This is a genomic window from Bartonella sp. HY038, from assembly GCF_014117425.1.
Classification (GTDB): domain Bacteria; phylum Pseudomonadota; class Alphaproteobacteria; order Rhizobiales; family Rhizobiaceae; genus HY038.
On the sequence record NZ_CP059725.1, the window covers coordinates 1,337,875 to 1,359,267 of the forward strand.

Here is a 21,393-nt window from a genome sequence, read left to right on the forward strand (position 1 = left end):
TAAAATGGCTTTCGATCTTGATAATAAGCTAAGTGTGATAACCAACTTTATTGTGGCCGATGATAATGACAATATAATGATTGAACTGGTATCATTATTTAAAATGGGGGCAGGTTGAAATGACAAAGTTGGCAAAAGTTGAAGATGTTGTTAATTCATCAGAGTTAAAAAAGCGGCTTTATGAAGTCATTGGCGATGAAAAATCGAATTGCACCGATGTACAAAAACGCGAAGCTATAAGACGCGAATTAAAACAAGCTCTTGTTGCTGGACAAAAGGGCTGTGAAATTCAACTTTTGCTTGATGGTCACGGCCGTTTATGTGCCAAGCGTCTTAGCTTGTTAATTGATATTATTATCGATGCACTTTATGATGTGGTGATAAAAAAAATATTCAAATTGCAAAATCCGTCAAATGGTGAGCGTATAGCTTTAATCGCTGTTGGTGGTTATGGTCGCGGTACGCTTGCCCCTAGTTCCGATATCGATCTTTTGTTTTTGCTTCCCTATAAGCAAACGCCATGGGGCGAACAAGTCATGGAATTTATCCTTTATATGCTTTGGGATATTGGCTTAAAAGTTGGACATGCAACGCGCAATATTGATGAAACGATACGTATGGCGCGTGAAGATATGACCGTTCGCACTGCACTTTTGGAAATGCGTTTTTTAAACGGCAATCAACCACTCTTTCAACAATTATCTGATCGGTTTAACGCAGAAATAGTGAAAGACACAGCACCACAATTTATCCGCGCTAAATTGATTGAGCGCGATGAGCGACATAAAAAAGCAGGACAAACACGCTATTTGGTTGAACCCAATGTTAAGGAAAGTAAGGGGGGGCAGCGCGATTTGCAAACACTCTATTGGATAACGCGATATTTTTATGGTGTTAAAACCCCAGAGCAATTGGTTAAAATCGGAATTTTATCGCGTCAAGAATCCAATATCTTTAAAAAGGCCGATGATTTTTTATGGGCTGTGCGTTGCCATATGCATTTTTTAGCCGGCAAAGCCAATGAACGTCTGTCTTTCGACATTCAGCGTGATATCGCACATCGACTTGGCTATACTGCCCATCCAGGCCAAGAAGATGTCGAACGCTTTATGAAGCATTATTTTCTGGTGGCTAAACAGGTTGGCGATCTAACCCGCATTATTTCAGCAGCGCTTGAGGAAGATCATGCTAAAGCAGTGCCAGGCATAAACCAAATATTTTTAACTTTTTCTAAGCGAAAGAAGAAAATTAAAGGTAGTGATGATTTTATCATTGATAATCAGCGTATTAATATTGCCAATGCCGATGTTTTTTCAACAGACCCAGTTAATTTGATCCGTATTTTCCAAATCGCTGATCAACATGGTTTTGAATTGCATCCCCATGCTATGCAACAAATGACGCGATCTTTGAAGTTAATTACCAACGAAGTGCGTGAAAATAAAATTGCCAATGGTCTATTTTTAGATGTTTTAACCTCGCCACGCAATCCTTCCCTTATGCTGCGCCGGATGAATGAATCGGGTGTTCTAGGTAAATTTATACCCGATTTTGGTAAAATTGTTGCTATGATGCAATTTAGTATGTATCATCATTATACTGTGGATGAACATTTGTTGCTATGTGTTTATTATTTAAGTGAAATTGATAAAGGGAATAATCTTAAAGAACACCCTTTAGCAACTGGTCTAATCCCCCAATTAAAAAATGAACGGCGGCTTTTATATATTGCTGTATTCCTGCATGATATTGCAAAAGGGCGACCAGAAGATCATTCTATTGCTGGCGAAAAAATTGCCCGAAAACTATGCAAAAGATTTGGTCTATCATCCACAGATTGTGAAACGGTTGCATGGCTTATTCGCGAGCATTTGACCATGAGTATTGTAGCGCAATCACGTGATTTAAATGATCGCAAAACCATCAATGATTTTGCCGATGTTGTTCAAACAATGGATCGGCTTAAACTACTGCTAATCTTGACAATTTGCGATATTAAAGGGGTAGGGCCAGGCGTTTGGAATGGCTGGAAAGGGCAATTGTTACGGACACTTTATTATGAAACAGAAATTGTTTTAACCGGTGGGTTTTCAAAAGAAACACGCTTTGAGCGAATTTTGGAGGCTAAGGCTGAATTAGCTGTAGCCCTGCGGAATTGGCAAGAAGAAAAACTTAATGCCTATATTGAGCTTTTATATCCCAATTATTGGCTCACCGTATCATTGGATGATAAAATACGCCACGCTAATTTTATTACCCATGCTGATGAAAATGAAAAGACCTTTGCTTTTATGGCAAAATTGCATAATTTTGAAGCGGTAACTGAACTTACCATTCTTGCGCCAGATCATCCAAGGCTTTTATCAGTTATTACCGGTGCTTGTGCAGCAGCCGGAGCCAATATTGTCGATGCCCAGATTTTTACAACTTCTGACGGGCGGGCTCTTGATACGATTTTGCTTAGCCGTGAATTTGAACTGGCTAGTGATGAAGAGCGTCGCGCGCAAAAGATCGCTGATGCCATTTCATCACTGTTAAGAGGAGAGGCGCGACTAACTGAGTTTATAGCAGCGCGCGCTAAACCCAAAAAAATGGCAAAAGCTTTTTCTGTTGCCCCACGTATTGAGATTAATAATACGCTGTCTGATAAGTTCAGTGTTATCGAGGTAAAAGGTTTAGATAGACCGGGTTTATTATCAGAGTTAACCGGGACAATTTCTAATTTGTCACTAGATATTGCATCTGCCCATATTACTACTTTTGGCGAAAAAATTATGGATACATTTTATGTGACTGATTTAGTCGGGCATAAAATTGATAATATAGCAAGACAAAGGACAATAAAGCGAAGATTAAATCAATTATTTGGTGATGTAGGTTAGTTATTAAAAAGCGGCAATTTAAAAATGACAAATTTATTAGTAGTATTATATAAATGTCACTTAAACCAAAATATTAAATTATTTTAATGAATAAAAATTAAGTGTTAAAATATATCAAATCAAAGTGAATAATAAATTTGCAGTTTTTTAGCCATAAATGATTTATAATTTTACGAATTCTAAAGATATAAACAAGCTGGTAAGATCAGGAGCCAGAATATGATAAAAAAATATTTAGCCTCTTCTATTGTACTTTTAACGGTTTTTTCTGGCAGCTTTAGCGCCAACGCGCAAGATGCCCAAAGACAAGTTCCGCAAAGTCCAATGGAAATGCAGCTTTCCTTTGCACCTTTGGTTAAAAAGGCTATGCCGGCAGTGGTTAATGTTTATGCGGCAAGACAAATTCGGCGCCAAGCAACGCCTTTTGATGGAGATCCCTTTTTTGAGCAGTTTTTTGGCGGCCGCTTTCAAAACCAGCCTCCTCGTGTTCAATCTTCACTAGGATCTGGTGTTATTGTTGATCAAAGTGGTTTGATTGTTACAAATTATCACGTGATCCGTGGTGCTGACGAAGTAAAGGTTGCATTGTCAGATGGGCGCGAGTTTGAAAGCAAGGTTTTATTGAAAGATGAGGCAACAGATATTGCTGTCTTAAAAATAGATCCGCATGGTTTGCAATTTCCGGTTTTAGCGCTTGCAGATTCTGACAAGGTTGAAGTTGGCGATTTGGTTTTAGCGATTGGTAATCCTTTTGGCGTTGGGCAGACTGTAACAAGTGGTATTGTGTCGGCACAGGCACGAACTAAGGTTGGAATTTCTGATTTTGACTTTTTCATTCAGACCGATGCTGCAATTAATCCAGGTAATTCTGGTGGCGCACTTATCGGTATGGATGGAAATCTTATTGGGATTAATACTGCAATTTATTCACGCACTGGCGGTTCTATTGGTATTGGGTTTGCTATCCCTTCCAATCTTGTGCGATCGGTAGTCGAAACAGTAAAGCGTGGTGGCAGTAATTTTGAGCAGCCTTATCTTGGCGCATCGTTTCAAGGATTAGACACCGCATTGGCTGAAAGTCTGGGTATGGAGCAGCCTTATGGCGCATTAGTAACTGATGTGCAAGCCAATAGTCCTGCAGCTAAGGCTGGTTTATCGGTTGGCGACATTATTTTAACCGCTCAAGGGCAAAAAATTGAAAATCCCGATGCACTCGGTTATCGTCTGTTAACCACTGGAATTGGTAAAAGCATTGATTTTGATATTATGCGCAATGGCAAGGTGGCCAAAATAACAGTTGTGCTTACAGCTATGCCAAATGATGCTTCAGGTGCTGCCGAAGTACTTACTGGCAATTCACCCTTTACAGGCACTGAAGTTTCCAATTTGACGCCAATTAATGCTCGGCGCTTTAATCAACCACAAAATGCTAAGGGTGTGGTGATAAGTAATGTGGATGATAATTCACGCGCAGCAAATATTTTTGCTAAAGGTGATGTGATAAGGGCGGTAAATGGCCAGCTTATTAATACAGTTAATGATTTGAAAAAAGTTTTAAATGCGGGTCAGCCGCAAATTTGGCGACTAGAATTTGTGCGTAATGGCGTTTTAATCCGACAATTCTATCGCTAGACTTAAATTCTAAGCATTTTAATTGAAAAAAAGCGTATTTAAACCCAATTAAATACGCTTTTTATATTTATAAATGATGAAATACTAATTAACCAATCATTAGGTTTAGATTTTGTACCGCAGCACCAGAGGCTCCTTTGCCAAGATTATCAAGAACTGCAACGACATTTACAAGACTATCATTACCTGTGATATAAATTTTTAAACGATCAGTATTCACTAATTCCTCTGCATCTATACGGCTCATGGTTGCAGTTTGTTCCAAGGGATCAATCTCAACAATATCTTGGCCGCTATAATTTTGGCAAAAAAGATCATATAACGCCTTTTTGTCTATCTTACCATTAAGGCGATTGAGATAAAGTGGCACATTAACAATCATACCTTGCGCAAAACGCCCGACACTTGGAGTGAAAATAGGACTATGCCCCAAAAGCCCGTGCATGGTTATTTCGGGAACGTGCTTATGTTTTAAATTTAGTCCATAAAGAAAATCATTGGCATGAATTGCGTCTTCACGTGTTAGATCTTCCATTTGTGCAATAAGTTGTTTGCCTCCGCCAGTATAGCCAGAAACAGCATTAATAGTTACAGGATAATCCTCTGGAAGAACGCCAGCTTCGCGTAATGGACGCAAAATCGATATTGCGCCCGTTGGATAACAACCCGGATTTGCAACATATTGCGCATTGGCAATGCGCTCGCTTTGTCCTCTGCTCATTTCTGCAAAACCATAGGTCCAATTTGGGTCGATTCTAAAAGCGGTTGAACTATCAATAATGCGGGTAGGGCAGTCCTGTAGCATCTTTACTGCTTCTTTTGAAGCATCATCTGGCAAGCATAAAATTACAATATCGGCATTACGCAAATAATCAGCACGAATTTCTACATTGCGGCGATCTGCTTGAGGGATTGACAAAAGTTCAATATCATTGCGCATTTCAAGCCGCTTTGCAATTTGCAAGCCTGTTGTGCCGTGTTCACCATCAATAAAAACTTTTGCCATTTTAGTCTCCAAAAAACCTATTTGATGATTATATACATAGACTAGTCTATTTAAAATAGTATTTTTGAACGGGTTTATAAAAAATGTAATGTGTTTTTGCTAAAAATGTAAAACGAAGATAGATAAGATTTTTGTAGACATTATAAAAAATGTCCTCCCAATCACCACAGTCAATGCTTCCTTTTAAAATCGTTTAAAAAACATATCGGTAATAGCCTATTGGCTTCATTTGTGTTATTGGCAAATGAGTTGCTGTTATAATAGAGGAAACCGCTCATGGTACAGTCCGCAAGCATGTCTTTAGATCGTTTTTTCAATGGTGATTTGGAATCAGTTGATTCTGATGTTTTTAATGCAATTCGTGGTGAGCTCGGTCGTCAGCGTCATGAAGTTGAGCTGATTGCTTCAGAAAATATCGTATCTCGCGCTGTGTTAGAAGCGCAAGGCTCGGTTTTTACCAACAAATATGCTGAAGGCTATCCAGGTAAGCGTTATTATGGCGGTTGCCAATATGCTGATGTTGTAGAAGAACTAGCTATTGAACGTGCCAAAAAATTGTTTAATTGTGGTTTTGCTAATGTGCAGCCTAATTCTGGTAGTCAGATGAATCAGGCGGTTTTTCTAGCATTGCTACAACCAGGTGATACCTTTATGGGGCTTGATCTAAATTCTGGTGGTCACTTAACCCATGGTTCACCAGTCAATATGTCAGGTAAATGGTTTCGTTGTTTCATATGGCGTTCGCCGTGATGACCAATTATTAGACATGGAAGAAATTGCCAATCTTGCTCGCCAACACAAGCCTAAGCTTATCCTTGCAGGTGGTACTGCCTATTCTCGTATTTGGGATTGGGAACGTTTCCGTGAAATCGCCGATGAAATTGGCGCTTACCTCATGGTTGACATGGCTCATATTGCAGGCCTTGTGGCTGGTGGTCAGCATCCTTCCCCATTACCTTATGCCCATGTGGTCACCACAACAACCCCACAAATCTTTACGCGGTCCTCGTGGCGGCATGATTTTGACCAATCATGAAGATATCGCCAAGAAAATCAATTCTGCAGTTTTCCCTGGGCTTCAGGGTGGTCCTTTAATGCATGTCATTGCTGCAAAAGCCGTTGCCTTTGGTGAAGCATTGCAACCAGAGTTTAAAACTTACGCACAAAATGTAGTTGAAAATGCCAAGGTTCTTGCAAAAACCTTGCAGTCTAGTGGTCTTGATATTGTTTCAGGTGGTACTGATAATCACTTAATGTTAGTTGATTTACGCCCTAAAAATGCAACAGGCAAGCGTGCTGAGGCAGCTCTTGGTCGCGCTAATATTACATGTAATAAAAACGGTATTCCATTCGACCCTGAAAAGCCATTTGTAACATCCGGTGTTCGTCTTGGTACGCCTGCCGGTACTGCCCGTGGTTTTATGGCTGGTGAATTTACCGAAATTGGTAATTTAATTGCTGAAGTTCTTGATGGTTTAAAGGCAGCGAATTCTGATGATGGTAATGCAGCAGTTGAGGAACAGGTTCGCAAGAGAATTATCACTCTTACCGAGCGCTTCCCGCTTTATTCTTATTTAGGATAAGCTAAAATATTTTTGATCCTTGCTCCGGTTCAATATTTACTGCAAAAAGTTTATATGCTTTATGCTTTTAAATATCAGACCGGAGTTTTTAAATAATTGCTTTGTTCCATTAAAAACAAAATATAATAATATGCTCTTTAGTTTGAGTGCATATGCTGATTATTTATAGTCTTTTAATATCACCAGTTAATCATTAACTTTAAAAAAAGACTGAATGAAACTGATTTTATGTTTTTAATTTTTCCTGACACTATTAAAATTTTAATTTTAGACTAGAATAAAGAGAGTTACCACAATATGCGCTGCCCCTTTTGTCAATGTGAAGATACACAGGTTAAGGATTCGCGTCCAACAGAAGATGGGTCGGTCATTCGCCGGCGCCGTATTTGCTCGGTATGCGGCGGGCGCTTTACCACCTTTGAGCGCGTGCAACTTCGTGAATTAATGGTGATTAAAAAAAGTGGTCGACATATGCCTTTTGACCGTGAAAAATTAATGCGCTCCATCGATGTTGCGTTGCGCAAGCGCGAAATAGATAAAGAAAAAATTGATCGAGCAGTTTCCGGCATTGTGCGTCAGCTTGAAAGCTCTGGTGAAGTTGAAGTAACCTCCGAGGAAATTGGTCGTTTGGTAATGGAGGCATTAAAGCGCATTGATGATATTGCTTATATTCGATTTGCATCGGTTTATCGCAATTTTAGTTCGGCGCAAGATTTCCATAATATTATCGATGAGGTAAAAATTTCCCCGATCGACGAGGTTAAGGAATGACATTAGACGAACAGCAGATGCATCAACGGTTTATGGAAGTTGCTATTCGTTTGGGGCGACAAAATCTTGGGTGTACGGCAGAAAATCCAAGTGTTGGCGCGGTAATTGTTAAGGAAATGAACGGCAAGCCAATTATTATTGGTATTGGTGTTACAGCCGTTGGTGGCCGCCCCCACGCAGAGCCACAAGCCTTGCAGCAAGCTGGGGCTAGCGCAAAGGGTGCAACTGCTTATGTAACTCTAGAGCCGTGTTCTCATCATGGAAAAACACCACCTTGTGTTGATGCATTAATCGCGGCAGGAGTAAAAAGGGTAGTGATAGCTCGAGATGATCCCGATCCGCGTGTGAGCGGACGAGGGATAGCGCGGCTTAAAGCTGCTGGTATTGATGTTGTTCAAGATATTGCAAGTCGAAAGGCTTTTGAAGGTTTAGCAGGCTTTTTAACTAGAATTACAAAAAAACGCCCTTTTATAACCCAAAAGCTCGCCTTATCTCAAGATGGTTATATTGGTAGAATTAACGCGGCAAATACCCAGATAACTGGAAGTTTATCAAAAGCACGCACCCATATTTTAAGGGCTGAAAGCGATGCCATTTTAGTAGGTATTGGTACAATAATAATTGACGATCCAATGTTGGATTGTCGCTTGCCGGGCCTCGAAAAGCGTTCGCCATTTCGTATCGTGCTTGATAGTGATTTAAGTATTTCAGTTGAAAGTCGTATTGTGCTTTCGGCAAAGCAAATTCCACTTTGGATTATTTGCAATGAAAATAATGATCAAAATAAGCAAAAATTACTCGAGGCATTAGGCTGCCGTATTATTCCATTTGGTGAAAATATTCATAATCATTTAAATGAGCTTATGGAATTTTTCGGGGGCGAGGGTATTAATAATTTGCTTGTTGAAGGTGGTCGTAAAGTCGCACAATCTTTTTATGATGGCGGTTTAATTGATAGACTTATATTATTAAAATCAAATCAAAAAATTGAAACTAATGGCTACGCCGCACCAAAATTTTTAAATTTGCAAAAAGACTATTGGCAAAGCAGTCAAAAAAGCTATGACAATGATATTTGGTGCATATGGGAAAGGATTTAGTTATGTTTACGGGTATTGTTACTGATATGGGTCGCATTGAACAAATAACCCCGCTTGATGAAGGTTTACGCTTTCGCATTGCAACGACATATGATCCCTCAACCATTGATATTGGCGCGTCTATCGCATGTAGTGGCATTTGCTTGACCGTTGTTGCCCTGCCTGAAGAAACAAGCGCGGAATCATGGTTTGAAGTGGAAGCTTGGGAAGAGGCTTTGCGACTTACAACCATTGGATCGTGGCAGATTGATAAACAAATCAATCTCGAGCGTTCGTTAAAGCTTGGTGATGAAATGGGCGGCCATTTGGTTTCAGGCCATGTCGATGGTACAGCAGAAATCATAAAAAAAGATGGCGAGGGAGAGGCGACAAGATTTACCATTAAGGTAGATGAAAAATTAGCGCGCTTTATTGCACAAAAGGGTTCTGTTTGCCTTGATGGAACATCGTTAACGGTTAACAAGGTGGAGCGTACTACTTTTGACGTGCTGATTATTCGTCATACGCTCGAGGTTACAACTTGGGGACAGCGCGAAGTTGGTGATATTCTTAATATAGAAATTGACCAATTGGCTCGTTATGCCGCCCGCTTAGCAGAATTTTCTTAATAGTAATTATCTCAAGCTCGAAAAGGGCGGATATTAAGCTTATAATTCGTTGATGCAATTATCATTTAACTCGCTTAATAATGCCAAAAATGGAGAGTTTTTCTTTTCATTTTGCCACATTGGGAGTATTGATAGTTAAAACACTTTTTGGAGATGGCAATGAATTCGAAAAAAGAACGCCCTTTGCATTTATTGATTGTAGAAGCTCGTTTTTATGATCATTTGGCTGATAGTTTGCTTGAGGGCGCTAAAAAACACCTTGATGGGGTAGGTGCAACCTATGATGTTGTAACCGTGCCAGGTGCATTGGAAATTCCGGGTGTTATTGCCAATGCTTATAAAAGCTATGATGTACATTATGATGGTTATATTGCGCTTGGCTGTGTTATTCGTGGCGAAACCTACCATTTCGAAATTGTTGCTAATGAGTCTTGTCGTGGCATCATGGAATTGACAATGCGCAAGCGTCTTGCTATCGGCAATGGTATTCTAACAGTTGAAAATGAAGAACAGGCTATCGCGCGCGCCAGTGTCCTAGATAAGGACAAGGGTGGTTTTGCTGCAGATGCCGCATTAAAAATGATTGCATTAAAAAAGCAATTTGGAGTAAGTGAGTGAGCGAAGAGAATAAAAAGCCATCTGTGCGGCCGGCAAATAAACGAGGTGCAGCGCGTCTTGCGGCCGTGCAGGCGCTTTATCAAATGGATATTGCCGGAAGTGGTGTGATGGAAACAGTGACCGAATATGAGAGTTTTCGGTTAGGCAAAGATATTGATGGTGATCAATATCTGGAAGCTGATGCGCAGTGGTTCCGCTCAATCATTGCAGGCGTTGTTGCCGAACAACGCGAAATAGATCCACTCATTCATGATTTTTTGCCTGAAGGTTGGCCTTTATCGCGTATTGATACAACCTTACGTGCGATTTTACGCGCGGGTATTTGGGAATTAAAGAATCGTCCAGAAGTTCCGCTTCCTGTGATTGTGTCTGAATATGTTGATATTGCAAAAGCATTTTTTGGCAAGGAAGAGCCAAAGCTTGTTAATGCCTTGCTAGATAATTCAGCTAAGCAATTGCGAAAAAGCTAAATTATATTTTTTAAATTATCATAAAAGGTACTGTTTCGTTTCGGGAACAGTGCTTTTTATTTTGTTTATTATATGTTGGATGAAAGTTCATCTATATTTACTAAATTATAGCTATTGGTTTAAATCTACGTTACTGCTTTAACAGTTTATTGATATGATTTAAAATTTCCATTGCATCAATATCGACCATACCTGTCTTACTTTTTTTGTCATTATTGCGGCTGTATAAATCGATAAGTTGATAACCAATGCTATATCCTGCCCAGCGTGGCAAATCACCCGTGCCGAAAAACCATTCATAATGGTTGTAATTTTCATTCTTTAGCTGACTTTTTGCAAGCTTGATTATTTGATTTGTTATTTCAACTTTGCACCAAGGCGGTACAGGCATCGAAGTAATAAACGTTGAAAAATAGTCGGCGAGACCTTCGGAAATGATTGCTTCGCCAAGCGTTTCTCCATAGCCATGTCGTGCCCATCGCATCGCATGATGCAATTCATGTGCAATGGCTTGGGCAAAATGACCTTCCGCAAGTTTAGCTGAAAAATTTTCGTTTTGTGAATCAATGCTAATGGAAATAAGTTCAGCTTTATAGCAGCTACCGCCCACGCCAATTTCGGGAATAATATTAGTGGGATCATTGCCGATTAAAACATCAATGGCAATATTATGATCCTTAGCAGGTACAATTTTTTCAATCTTTAAGCGTAGTGCTTCGATCTGAGTTCGAATAATATCTTTCCAAGACGATAAATCGCCTGCGGCCTCAAGAAAATGCAACCGTAAATCCATTGTTAAATTCCAGTGTTAATATTCAATTTACGTAAAAAACATATAAAATTTTACCTGCTTTGCCAATTATTTTCATTGGATATCAGTATCTTATAGCAAAATTTTATTTTTTTTGATGTGGGCATTTTTTTTAGTATTTTTCTTCATACTGTCATTTAATCATGAGACAATAGGCGATAAATTAATAAAGTACGAGCTTTTTTTTGCATGATTTAAATATTGATTTGGCTAATTAATTGATTTTTATAAAATAATAATTTTTTTCTAAAATTAGTTTTCCTAACAAATTGAAGTGTTGGCGATAAATATATTGTAAAAAAAGTACTTTGTTTTGACCTATTTCGAGGCGGGGCTTTTATGGAAAAAAATTTTGACGTCTTTATTATTGGTGGCGGTATCAATGGTTGTGGTTTGGCTCGTGATGCTGCGGGACGAGGTTTTAAAGTTTGTTTAGCCGAGATGAATGATATTGCATCGGGTGCGTCTTCGGCATCAACAAAGCTTATTCATGGTGGTTTGCGTTATCTTGAGCAGGGTGCCTTTAGCTTGGTGCGCGAGAGCTTAAAAGAACGGGAAACTATTTGGAAAATTGCGCCCCATATTGTGCAACCATTGCAGTTTTTACTGCCGCATCATAAGGACATTAGACCTAAATGGTTTTTAAATATGGGAATGTTTATTTATAGCCGTTTGGGTGCGAGAACGGTACTTCCCCACTCGAGAGCGGTTGATTTTTCAAAAGCAGTTAGTAATCCGCTGAAACAAAATTATAATAAGGGTTTTGAATATTATGATACGCGTGTTGATGATGCGCGTCTTGCCATTCTTAATGCGCGCCACGCTCAACAATTGGGGGCTGATATTCGTGTGCGTAGCAAAGTTATTTCAGTAAAGATTATCAATGATCGATGGCATATCACCGTGCAGCGTGAAGGACATAGGCAGGAAACTCATTACACAGCGAGTTTTTTAGTAAATATGGCAGGAGCTTGGATGGATAATATCTTGGGCGATGTAGCAGGTTTAAAGGTTCATTCGCCGATAAGATTGGTGCAAGGCTCTCATATTATTGTGCCGCGTCTTTATAAGCATGAGCATGCTTATATGTTTCAAAATGTCGATCGAAGGGTTCTTTTTGCTATACCATTTCAACAAGACTATACACTGATTGGCACTACGGATATTGATTATCAGGGTGATCTTGGCAAAGTGAAAATCACCACTGAAGAGATAGATTATTTATGTGCTGCTTCAAATGAATATTTTACCCAACAAATTAGCCCTGAAAAGGTAGTTTGGTCTTTTTCAGGCGTTAGGGCTCTATATGATAACGGTGAGAAAAACGCTCAGGAAACAAGCCGTGATTATCTTTTAAAGCTTGCCGATACAAAATTGCCTCTTTTAACCCTATATGGCGGAAAAATGACAACTTTTCGTAAGCTTGCTGAAGATGCAATGAGTTTTGTTGAAAAATATTTAGGAAAACGCAAAGGGAAATGGACCGCAAATGTTTGCCTGCCCGGTGGTGATTTCCCTCATGGAGATTTTGAAGGTTTAGAAAAAAGCGTTGCTAAGATGTTACCAATGCTAGATCACTTTACGGTTAACCGTTTAACAAGCTGTTATGGAACAGATGTATTCCATATTTTTAATAGGGATAATAGAGATTTTGGCATTGATTTTGGGTACGGGCTATTTGAGGTGGAGGTTGATTGGCTTATTAAAAGAGAATGGGCGCAAACCGCCAATGATATTTTGTGGCGTCGTACCAAGTTGGGGCTAAAATTTGATGATGATCAGCGTGAAGTATTAGAAAACTACTTATCCGATCGTTTGATCCAACCATAGTTAATTGCTGAAAAATTTGCATATATATTAAGATGTTTCTTATAAAAAGCCTCCTACAATATTATTTGTAAGAGGCTTAATTTTAGATCAGATAAGTTATTTAAATTTAGCGCTTATCAACTGGAACGTAATCGCGTTCGGCGGCGCCTGTGTAAAGCTGACGAGGGCGGCCAATTTTTTGTGCAGGATCTTCAATCATTTCCATCCATTGTGCAACCCAGCCAACACTGCGAGCTAAGGCAAATAGAACAGTAAACATATTGGTTGGGAAGCCAAGAGCCTTCAAAGTAATGCCTGAATAGAAGTCAACATTGGGATAGAGCTTCTTTTCAACAAAATATGGATCATGCAGCGCAATTTTTTCAAGTTCCATAGCAATGTCAAGAAGTGGATCATCTTTAATGCCAAGTTCTGTAAGTACTTCGTGGCATGTTTGCTGCATGATACGAGCACGAGGATCGTAATTTTTATAAACACGATGACCAAAGCCCATAAGGCGGAACGGATCATCCTTATCTTTAGCGCGCGCAATAAATTCGGGGATACGATCTACAGAGCCAATTTCTTCAAGCATTTTTAAGCAAGCTTCATTGGCACCACCATGTGCAGGGCCCCAAAGACATGCAACGCCGGCAGCGATACATGCAAAAGGATTGGCACCAGATGAACCAGCTAAACGCACCGTTGATGTTGAAGCATTTTGTTCATGATCCGCATGGAGCGTAAAGATTCGATCCATCGCGCGGCCAAGTATCGGGTTAACAACATATTCCTCACAAGGCACGGCAAAACACATATGCAAGAAATTTGACGCATAATCAAGCGAGTTGCGTGGATATACGAAAGGCTGGCCGATCGAATATTTATATGCCATTGCAGCAAGGGTTGGTACTTTCGCAACCAGGCGGATTGAAGCAACCATGCGCTGATGCGGATCAGTAATATCAATTGAATCGTGATAGAAAGCTGACATAGCGCCAAGACAGGCAACCATGACTGCCATTGGGTGAGAATCGCGGCGAAAGCCTTGGAAGAAGCGAGCAAATTGTTCGTGCATCATATTGTGGTGTTGAACACGATAGTCAAAATCTGCCTTTTGTGCAGCTGTTGGTAGTTCTCCATAAAGAAGAAGATAGCAAGTTTCTAAAAAGTCGCCTTTTTCTGCCAATTGTTCAATTGGATAACCGCGGTAAAGAAGAACACCTGCATCACCATCAATATAAGTGATTTTTGATTCGCATGATGCGGTGGATGTGAAGCCTGGATCATAGGTAAAAGTACCCGTTTCCTTATAAAGAGGGGCAATTTCAATAACATCAGGTCCCAAGGTGCCTTTTCGCACTGGTAATTCGATCGATTTACCCTCGACCATAATATGAGCGCTATTATCCGACATAATTTTCCCTTTCAAATCCTCATCCCATTGGAATAGAGTATGCAATTTCATTGCTAATAAAAATCATTTTATTCATTGAGTATTCTTGTTAGCCTACTCAAAATCATTTCAGTTGCAACGTCAAATTTGTATTATTTTAGTGTTATGTGTCTCAGCTCCGTGATAAATTTTGTTAAATTCTAATAGATCTAATTACTGCTTACATTAAAATGAAAATTTTGTGATCAAAACCGCTGCTTAGCTTGAGTTTAGTTGTTTTGACCATCCAACCTACCGAATTAATGTTAGTTAATATCTATTTTAACAACGAAGGTTTATCCCCTAGGTAATGCATATTAAATTATAAGGGGATTTAATTACATAACAAAACATTGCATGTTTATAAAACTCCTCCCAGTTTTACAATAACAGCTTCGACGCATATTTAAAGCACTTTGGTTAAAATATTTGCTTACTTTCCAAATACTCTAAATGTGCTAAGCAAGATTATATATTCCGCGATATCAAAATTTTAGTTTGCAGAACATATAATCTTACACAGTGGTGATTTAGTTGCAATTAATTTATGATAATTGGTCCCTTACGCGGGCAATAGATTCGTCTCTTCCAAGTACAGCTAACACGTCAAATACACCTGGCGATACAGCTCTACCAGTTAATGCTGCGCGTAAAGGCTGGGCTATTTTACCTAGTTTTACGCCACTTGCTTCGCTATGAGCGTTAATTGCAGCATGTAGTGCGTCATCACTCCATTCAATGCAATTTTCTAAAACAGGTAAAGTGTTAGCAAGAATGGCTTTGCCGTCGTTGTCAAGAAGGGACGCCGCTTTTTCGTCAAGCTTTAAAGGGCGCTCTGCAAAAATAAATGCAGCACCATCAATTAATTCAACCAGTGTTTTGGCTCTTGATTTTAATCCTGGCATAGCGGCAAGAAATTGCGCTCGCTTTTCATCGGTAAGTTTTGCAAGAATATCAGCTCCACCTTCAATTTCAGGCAAGATGTCAATTGCGCTTTCAAATAAGAACAAATCATCACTAGCTCGAATATACTGGCCATTAATCGCTTCAAGCTTTTTGAAATCAAACCGCGAAGCCCCTTTATTGATGTCATCAATATCAAACCACGAGATCATTTCATCCATGCTCATAATTTCATCATCGCCATGGCTCCACCCCAAACGGACGAGATAATTACGTAAAGCTACTGGTAAATAACCCATAGCGCGATAGGCTTCAACACCAAGAGCACCGTGACGTTTAGACAGTTTTGCCCCATCAGCACCATGAATAAGTGGAATATGCGCCATTCGCGGAATATTCCATTCCATTGCTTGATAAATAATGGTTTGGCGGGCTGAATTGGTTAAATGGTCGTCACCACGAATGATATGAGTAACGCCCATATCATGGTCATCGACAACAACCGCATGCATGTAGGTAGGGGTGCCATCTGAGCGTAAAATAATAAAATCATCAAGATCTTTGTTAGGAAAGCGCACTTCACCTTGTACATGATCATGCACAATAGTTTCGCCAACCGTTGGTGCTTTAATGCGAATTACTGGTTTAATGCCTTGAGGTGCTTCAGATGCATCACGATCTCTCCACCGCCCATCATAGCGCGGTGGCCTACCTTCTGCGCGTGCAGTTTCACGCATTTGGGTTAGTTCTTCTGGGCTTGCATAGCAGTAATAGGCTCTACCCTTAGCAACCAACTCCTCTGCAACTTCTCGGTGCCGCTCAACACGGCTAAGTTGTGATATAGCATCGCCATCCCAGTCAAGGCCAAGCCAAGTTAGGCCTTCTAAAATCGCATTTACGGCAGCATCAGTGGAGCGCTCGCGATCGGTATCTTCAATGCGCAGTAGCATTTTGCCGTCAGAATGCTTGGCATATAACCAATTAAATAAAGCAGTCCTTGCACCACCAATATGCAAAAAACCTGTTGGTGAAGGGGCAAAGCGTGTGACCACCGGTGCAGACATATAATACTCCGAATTTCTTACCCAATTATCATGGGTCAATTTTTATAAGCTTATAGCGACTCTTTTGATATTTAATGCTTATCATTTTAATTGTGCTATTCCAACGAATAGGGAAAAAATTTTTTAATTCCTAATATAGTGCATAACCAGTATAAATTTGCGTTATAAAATACAAGAAAACTTGCTTTTCAAGGCTTGCATTCATATCAAGATTTCGCTATTGGAGTTTTGCTTAATGCTAGCTCTTGCTAAAGAGCAAGATAGGCCGCAGTAGCTCAGTCGGTAGAGCACATCATTCGTAATGATGGGGTCGTAGGTTCGATTCCTATCTGCGGCACCAAAAGGTCAATAAAAACAATGTATTGATCTTTATTGAGATGTGGCCTTTAGGTTTATTGAATTTGTTGAGAACTCATAAAGCCCAGTTTCAAGTGCATTTTTAGCTTTTCATAAATCGTCTGGTTAAAACTGTGCATAGACTTTTTCTGTTACCGATATATTGGAATATTTTAAATATGGTGTAATTTCACTCATACTGATTCCAGCTTCTGCCATCCATACAGCATCAGGGAGCCTGAATAAATGTGGGTTAATATTTGCAACGGCGTTGTCGCAAAGTTTGAGTTAGAAGCATTTATGCCTTGAGCACCTAGTCTTTAGCTATAGTTAACCATCTTATTCCAAATATATCGTGGTGTATGTGGTTTTGCTCTAGTGTAGTCCATGCGCCCTTTGACCTAGTTCTGACTTAAGCTTGAAGCTGGATCATAGCCAATTATTATTCGCTTGCAGTCTTAGATGATTGAAAGCCACCATTTGGCGACATTGGTCTTTTAAGCCGAGAGTGAACGCTTTCAATGCTATATGACAGTATCTTAGGTTACATAATGGATATGCTTTCCAATAAGCACATCATTTTCAGTTAATAACTGTAAGACACTAGAAAAAGCCTTTGCTTTATCTGTTCTAATCTTTGCTAAGGGTATTAATGGGCAAAGAACCTATCATCTTTGAAAGCCTTGAGAAAAAAGCGTATGGCAGCATTTCTATCCCTCTATGTTTTCGTCAACAAATCAATGAAAACACCATGTTTATTGATTGGGAGATAAAAATATTTCATAAATCTAACCCTTGGTCTTTAACCTTAATATAAGTCTCATTAATGCGAACAGACTCACAATGAGGCTTTTTGAATTTCCGTCAGCGTTTTTCATGTTTTAGTGCATATTTAAATATCCAAAAGTTGATTTAACTGAGATTAATCTTGATACCGTAGTCCAATAACAGTTCTTCAATATCCCTATAGCTTAAACATTAACGCAGATACTTGGCTGCCACCTGAATATGATTGTTGCATCAAAGTGCCAGTATTTGAAACTGGCTTTAAAATTATTTTTTGCCCAATTACTTTTTAAACGCGGACATAATATATTTTTTAATCTTTTGAGTCTTCATGGCTCCTTTCAATAGGCAAACCATATGTCTCAAGGTTTCATATTTTTATGTTAAACCGATTATGAATAATATTTGCAACAAAACAAAAAAGTGATTGACGAAATAATTGTTGATCTGCTTTGGCCTTATTTAAGCAGAAATTTGTCATATATGTGTTTTAATAGGTTGAAAAATGGTGCTGTTAATCATATTACGCTTGCAATAGTATATTAGCGTTGGCTTTATTTTTTTACAATGATTGCAATTGGGAAAACAGATGTCTTTTATAAAAAGGTAATTACTTTTAGTTGCACCTTTAAGCACCAACAAGCCGACCTATATTAAATAGAGATGCAATTGAATTAAAAATAAGTAGTAGCTAATATATTTGTTTGTTTGCTATAAATATTTTTAAATTTAGTTAGAATTTTAGCAGGAGAATCTGGTGAAACCCGAAGAAATTAAAAAGTTAGATGCTTACTTTAAGCGAACATTCGGTAATGCGGCGATTAGTGTTAAGCCTCGTCCGCGTAAAGATGATTCATGCGAAGTTTATATTGATGATGAATTCATTGGCGTTGTATATGTTGATGATGACGAGGGTGAGCTATCCTATAATTTTTCCATGGCAATTTTGGATATTGACTTATAAGCATAGCCAATTGATACATGAAACGAAAGCCAACTTTTTCAATCGGAAAGTTGGCTTTTATTATATGAGATTAAGGGATTTTAGACTGACATGGCCATTTCTTCCGATAATCAGATGATCTATTATGGTTATATTTAAACCTTTGGCAACTTCCATCAGTTTTATGGTCATGGAAATATCCTCGCGTGAGGGAGTAGGATCTCCCGATGGATGATTATGGACAAGGATTATAGCAGCAGCAGCAAGTTCTAAAGCCCGCTTCATTACTTCTCTTGGATAGACAGGGATATGATCAATCGTTCCGCTTTGATGGACTTCGTCAGCGATTAAACCATTTTTTTTATCAAGAAATAATATACGAAATTGCTCAATAGTTTCATGCGCCATGACAGATGTGCAATAATCTATAACCTTATCCCAAGATGAAAAAATATTGCGTTTATTAATACTTGCCCTATTGGCTTTTGTGATTGTTGTACCAATGATTTTGAGGTCTAAAGCAATTGATTCACCACACCCTTTTACTTCGATTAGGCGCTTAATATCCGCACCGAGCACATCTGCTAGCGTTCCAAAGTGATGTAAGAGAGCTTTTGCAAGTGGTTTTGTGTCCGCACGAGGTAATGAGCGAAATAACAGGAGCTCTAATAATTCGTAATCAGCAAGCCCTTGACCATCTGTTTCGATAAAGCGTTGGCGTAGTCTTTGTCGGTGCCCTTCATAATGCATTTTTTCTTTGGGTGGTTTTGTCTTAATGTTTTTTGCATCCGGTGATTTAACACCTTTTGGGGAATTCAATTTTACCTGTGGTACTATTTGACCTACAAGGTTAAAAAAATCAGATTCTTGAAAAGTGTCTTTATGTTCCTTACCCGACATGGCTTCCCCCTTACATGTCTGTATAAAGTTTTTATGATCAATTACGGATGGCTTGTATTTTAATGCAAGATAAAAACGCTAGATTTCAATAGTCCTTTCCTGCTTTTTTGCGTGATCAAACAGGAAGGAGTATTGAAAGATAAGTGGTACAAGTTTCAATCAGCTTTTAGGAGGAATATAAAACATATTAGCAGGCGAAAGTGTAAATATTTCGCAACCATTTGCCGTTACCCCCACCGTATGCTCATATTGCGCGGTCAATGATTTATCATTAGTAACTGCCGTCCAGCCATCGTTCAAAATTTTTACATCGGGCTTGCCGAGGTTAATCATTGGCTCAATTGTAAAAATCATGCCTTCACGCAGTTCTGGACCATCACTTGGGATGCCATAGTGAACGATATTGGGTGTATCGTGGAATAATTGCCCAACGCCATGACCGCAAAAATTTCGCACAACTGAGCATCGCTGGCTTTCAGCATAGGTTTGAATTGCATGCCCTATCGCACCTGTTCGAGCGCCTGGTTTTACTGCCGCAATAGCAAGCATGAGAGATTCGTGGGTTACTTCCATTAAGCGTTCGGCCGCGCGCTTAATCTTGCCCACCGGATACATGCGGCTTGAATCGCCATGCCAGCCATCAACAATAAAAGTGACATCAACATTAACAATATCACCCTCTTTTAATATGCGCGCTCCTGGAATACCATGACACACCACGTGGTTTAGTGATGTGCAGCAAGAATGTGTAAAACCGCGATAGTTAAGATCTGCTGGCAAAGCACCTTCTTTGGCACCAAAAGCAAAAACGAAATCGTCAACGGATTGGGTTGTAATGCCTGGTTTAATGAAATCGATCAATGCATCAAGGCAGCGAGCTGCTAAATTGCAAGCTTTGCGCATACCCGCAAAACCTTCCTCATCAAAAATTCGGATCTGCCCTGTATATTCAATTGGTACTTTTTTATAATCTATATAGGAAACCATTAATTATCCATCGATTCTATGTTTGGCGATTCTATGATTGGTAGGGCCCGATAAGCCTCAATTTTTTCAATATCTATTTTGCACCCTATAGCAAAAGCCTCAACCCCTTTTTTACGTGCAAGTTGAAATTCTTCACCATAAATAAGATCTAAATCTGCGCAAATTGCCATTTTGTCGCAATCTTCGCGTTGAATAACAAAGAGCATGACCGCTCGTTTACCTTGTTCTACCATCTTAACTAATTCACGCAAATGCTTAGCACCGCGCGCGGTTACCGTGTCGGGAAATTCCGCCAGGCGTTGTTCTCTCATAAAATGAACGTTTTTAACTTCGACATAAGTATCAACTCTATTAATATCTTTTAACAATAGATCAATCCGAGAATTGCTGCCATAGCGCTGTTCGCGCAAAACAGTACTATAATTTGCCAAGTCGCCTACAAGACCATTTCGGATAGCTTCTTCCGCAATTTTGTTGGTAATAGATGTGTTAATGCCAACTAAAATATTATCAGATTCAACTATTTCCAGTCGATATTGGTATTTACGGGTGGGGTAACTAGAATGTGAGAGCCAAACCTTGCCATTTTCATGAAGTAGTCCGCGCATGGAACCTGTATTTGGAACCGACACCGTTATTTCATCGCCATTTTCAAGAATGACATCGGCTAAAAACCGTTTATAGCGTTTAATGAGACGCGCGGGTGTAAGAGGAGAGGTAAAAAGCATAGCATATGATAGGATATGGCT

The 21,393-nt window shown here is 39.3% G+C and carries 17 protein-coding genes, 1 tRNA gene and 1 pseudogene; 12 read left to right on the forward strand and 7 right to left on the reverse strand.

Features of this window, described 5'->3' with window-relative positions; translation table 11 throughout:
- Positions 1-119: 119 nt before the first annotated feature.
- Complete coding sequence (locus H3299_RS05670; protein ID WP_182419311.1) at positions 120-2,882, forward strand: [protein-PII] uridylyltransferase; 2,763 nt, start codon at positions 120-122, stop codon at positions 2,880-2,882.
- Positions 2,883-3,101: 219 nt separating this feature from the next.
- On the forward strand, positions 3,102-4,514 hold the full coding sequence (locus H3299_RS05675; protein WP_182419312.1) for a DegQ family serine endoprotease: 1,413 nt from the start codon (positions 3,102-3,104) through the stop codon (positions 4,512-4,514).
- Positions 4,515-4,602: 88 nt separating this feature from the next.
- On the opposite strand, the gene argC is transcribed toward H3299_RS05675, so the two are convergent.
- The gene (gene argC / locus H3299_RS05680; RefSeq protein ID WP_182419313.1) at positions 4,603-5,520 is read right to left on the reverse strand and encodes an N-acetyl-gamma-glutamyl-phosphate reductase; all 918 of its coding nucleotides are present in this window, start codon (positions 5,518-5,520) and stop codon (positions 4,603-4,605) included.
- A 294-nt stretch (positions 5,521-5,814) separates the two neighbouring features.
- Here argC and glyA point away from each other — a divergent pair.
- The 6 genes and pseudogenes from glyA to nusB all read left to right on the forward strand — a co-directional run bounded on the left by glyA (position 5,815) and on the right by nusB (position 10,670).
- Positions 5,815-7,103: pseudogene (gene glyA, locus H3299_RS05685) on the forward strand (serine hydroxymethyltransferase).
- 297 nt (positions 7,104-7,400) lie between these two features.
- On the forward strand, positions 7,401-7,874 hold the full coding sequence (gene nrdR / locus H3299_RS05690) for a transcriptional regulator NrdR (protein ID WP_182419314.1): 474 nt from the start codon (positions 7,401-7,403) through the stop codon (positions 7,872-7,874).
- A complete protein-coding gene (gene ribD / locus H3299_RS05695; protein WP_182419315.1) occupies positions 7,871-8,974 on the forward strand; it encodes a bifunctional diaminohydroxyphosphoribosylaminopyrimidine deaminase/5-amino-6-(5-phosphoribosylamino)uracil reductase RibD in 1,104 nt (367 codons plus the stop codon). The genes nrdR and ribD overlap by 4 nt, the downstream gene beginning before the upstream one ends.
- Before the next feature lie 2 nt (positions 8,975-8,976).
- Complete coding sequence (locus H3299_RS05700) at positions 8,977-9,582, forward strand: riboflavin synthase (RefSeq protein WP_182419316.1); 606 nt, start codon at positions 8,977-8,979, stop codon at positions 9,580-9,582.
- 159 nt (positions 9,583-9,741) lie between these two features.
- A complete protein-coding gene (locus H3299_RS05705; protein ID WP_182419317.1) occupies positions 9,742-10,200 on the forward strand; it encodes a 6,7-dimethyl-8-ribityllumazine synthase in 459 nt (152 codons plus the stop codon).
- A complete protein-coding gene (nusB, locus tag H3299_RS05710; protein ID WP_182419318.1) occupies positions 10,197-10,670 on the forward strand; it encodes a transcription antitermination factor NusB in 474 nt (157 codons plus the stop codon). Before H3299_RS05705 ends, nusB begins: the two co-directional genes overlap by 4 nt.
- Before the next feature lie 130 nt (positions 10,671-10,800).
- On the opposite strand, the gene H3299_RS05715 is transcribed toward nusB, so the two are convergent.
- Positions 10,801-11,463, reverse strand: coding sequence for a DUF2268 domain-containing putative Zn-dependent protease (locus H3299_RS05715; RefSeq protein WP_182419319.1), 663 nt, complete (start codon positions 11,461-11,463; stop codon positions 10,801-10,803).
- A gap of 357 nt (positions 11,464-11,820) precedes the next feature.
- Here H3299_RS05715 and glpD point away from each other — a divergent pair, with 357 nt between their 5' ends.
- Positions 11,821-13,311 (forward strand): glycerol-3-phosphate dehydrogenase, encoded by a 1,491-nt coding sequence (gene glpD, locus H3299_RS05720; RefSeq protein WP_182419320.1) that lies wholly within the window; start codon positions 11,821-11,823, stop codon positions 13,309-13,311.
- Positions 13,312-13,417: 106 nt separating this feature from the next.
- Here the strand turns inward: glpD and gltA are convergent, their stop codons facing one another.
- Positions 13,418-14,707 (reverse strand): citrate synthase, encoded by a 1,290-nt coding sequence (gene gltA, locus H3299_RS05725; RefSeq protein ID WP_182419321.1) that lies wholly within the window; start codon positions 14,705-14,707, stop codon positions 13,418-13,420.
- A gap of 563 nt (positions 14,708-15,270) precedes the next feature.
- The gene (gltX, locus tag H3299_RS05730; protein WP_182419322.1) at positions 15,271-16,692 is read right to left on the reverse strand and encodes a glutamate--tRNA ligase; all 1,422 of its coding nucleotides are present in this window, start codon (positions 16,690-16,692) and stop codon (positions 15,271-15,273) included.
- 264 nt (positions 16,693-16,956) lie between these two features.
- Between gltX and H3299_RS05735 the strand changes: the two genes are divergently transcribed.
- The 3 genes from H3299_RS05735 to H3299_RS05745 all read left to right on the forward strand — a co-directional run bounded on the left by H3299_RS05735 (position 16,957) and on the right by H3299_RS05745 (position 18,778).
- Positions 16,957-17,032: transfer RNA gene (locus tag H3299_RS05735), tRNA-Thr, on the forward strand.
- Between the two features lie 648 nt (positions 17,033-17,680).
- Positions 17,681-17,845 (forward strand): hypothetical protein, encoded by a 165-nt coding sequence (locus H3299_RS05740; protein WP_182419323.1) that lies wholly within the window; start codon positions 17,681-17,683, stop codon positions 17,843-17,845.
- Between the two features lie 726 nt (positions 17,846-18,571).
- On the forward strand, positions 18,572-18,778 hold the full coding sequence (locus tag H3299_RS05745; RefSeq protein ID WP_182419324.1) for a DUF3126 family protein: 207 nt from the start codon (positions 18,572-18,574) through the stop codon (positions 18,776-18,778).
- Between the two features lie 60 nt (positions 18,779-18,838).
- Here the strand turns inward: H3299_RS05745 and radC are convergent, their stop codons facing one another.
- The 3 genes from radC to sfsA form a co-directional block, all read right to left on the reverse strand.
- Entirely contained in the window at positions 18,839-19,657 is an 819-nt protein-coding gene (gene radC, locus H3299_RS05750) for a DNA repair protein RadC (RefSeq protein ID WP_182419325.1), read from the reverse strand.
- Between the two features lie 159 nt (positions 19,658-19,816).
- Positions 19,817-20,644, reverse strand: coding sequence for a type I methionyl aminopeptidase (map, locus tag H3299_RS05755; protein ID WP_182419326.1), 828 nt, complete (start codon positions 20,642-20,644; stop codon positions 19,817-19,819).
- A complete protein-coding gene (gene sfsA, locus H3299_RS05760; protein ID WP_182419327.1) occupies positions 20,644-21,372 on the reverse strand; it encodes a DNA/RNA nuclease SfsA in 729 nt (242 codons plus the stop codon). The genes map and sfsA overlap by 1 nt, the downstream gene beginning before the upstream one ends.
- Positions 21,373-21,393 lie beyond the last annotated feature (21 nt).